Here is a 1,740-nt window from a genome sequence, read left to right on the forward strand (position 1 = left end):
CCCCGCGCCCCCCCGCGCCGGCCCCGCGCCGCCCACACCCCCGCCCCCGCCCCCCCCCCCCGCCCCCGCGGCGCGCCCCGCCCACGGCCCCGCGGCCGGCCTCGACGACGCCTACCCCATGGCGGCGCTCCAGGTCGGGATGGTCTACCACACGGCCTCCGACCCCCGCGTCCTCCCATACGTCAACGCGGCGAGCTACCGGCTGCCGTACCGCTTCGACGAGGACGCCTTCCACCGGGCCGTGCGGTCCGTGGTCGCCCGGCACCCCGTGCTGCGGACCGGCTTCGACCTGGCGACCTTCGCCGAACCGATGCAGCTCGTGCACCGCGAGGCCGAACTGCCGGTCGTCGTCGAGGACCTGCGGGCCCTCACCCCGGCCGAGCAGGAGCGGGCCGTCGACGAGCTGATGGAGCGCGAGCGCCGCCGCCCGTTCGACGTGGAGCGCCCGCCCATGCTGCGCCTGGCCGCGCAGGTGCTCACCGACGACAGCTTCCAGTGGACGATGGTGGAGCACCACGCGATCCTCGACGGCTGGAGCCTGTGGTCGACGATCACCGAGATCCTCCTCCAGTACACCCGGCTCCTGGACGGCGCCGGCCTGGCCGAACTCCCCGCCCCGGCCTCGGCCTACCGCGACTTCGTCGCCCTGGAGCAGCGCGCCTCGGCCTCGCCCGAGGCCCGGCGGTTCTGGACGGAGACGCTCGCCGGGAGCACCCCGCCGCAGCTCCCGGCTCGCGCCGGGGAGGCGCCCGCGCCCGCCGGGCCGTCGCGGCGCAGCGACGGCGCGAGCGGCGTGGTCGACGGCTACGGCTGGCGCGACGCGCACGTCCCGGCGGGCCTGGCCCCGCGGGTCACGGCGCTCGCCAAGCGCCTCGGCGTGCCGGAGAAGACCGTCCTGCTCACCGCGCACCTCCAGGTGATCGCCGCGCAGACGGGCCTCGACGACGTCTGCTGCGGGCTCACGCTCAACGGCCGACTGGAGGAGAACGGCGGTACCGAGGCCCGCGGACTGTTCCTCAACACCGTCCCGTTCCGGGTCGGCACCGTCGGGGGCAGCCGCGCCGACCTCGTCCGGCGGGTCTTCGACGCGGAGGCCCGGATCCTGCCGCACCGCCGGATGCCGCTGGCCCGGATCCGGCAGTTCACCGGCGGCCGCGACCTGTTCACGACCAACTTCACGTTCAACAACTTCCACGTCATGCGCGACACCATGGGCGACGGCGAACACGCCGAGCTGCTCAGCGGACTGGGCGAGCTGACCGCCATCCGCCGCGTGGAGCCGGCCGACGTCCCGCTCACCGTCACGTTCTTCCGCAACCCGCTGACCGACGGCCTCCAGCTGTGCATCGACTACGACGCCAACCGGCTGGCCCCGGACCAGATCGAGGAGATCGCCGAACAGCACGTCAGGGCGCTGGAGTTGCTGGTCGACGACCCCGAGGGCCAGCTCACCGGGCCCGCCGCGACGGCTGTGCCGGCGGCCGTGCCGCTGAGCGCGCCGACGGCACCGACGGGGGCACTGGAGCGGTTCGCGGCGCAGGTGGCGGCCCGTGGCGACCACCTCGCTGTCACCGACGGAACGGGAACTGATCTGACGTATCGTCAACTCGACGAGCGTGCTTCGACGTTCGCCGCCCTGCTCGCCGGGGCCGGCGTGAACCGCGGCGACCGCATCGGCCTGTGCCTCACCCGCACCGTCGACATGGCCGCCGCCGTCCTCGCCGTGTGGCGCCTCGGCGC

Annotated in this window: 1 protein-coding gene; it reads left to right on the forward strand. The window is 75.1% G+C overall.

Translation table 11 applies throughout. The features are described from left to right. Positions 1–118 precede the first annotated feature (118 nt). Positions 119–1,740 (forward strand): condensation domain-containing protein (locus ACFV4F_RS41525; RefSeq protein WP_380510890.1); only part of this gene is annotated, 1,622 nt, incomplete at its 3' end.

The sequence above is a fragment of the Kitasatospora sp. NPDC059722 genome (assembly GCF_042733235.1).
Classification (GTDB): Bacteria; Actinomycetota; Actinomycetes; order Streptomycetales; family Streptomycetaceae; genus Kitasatospora.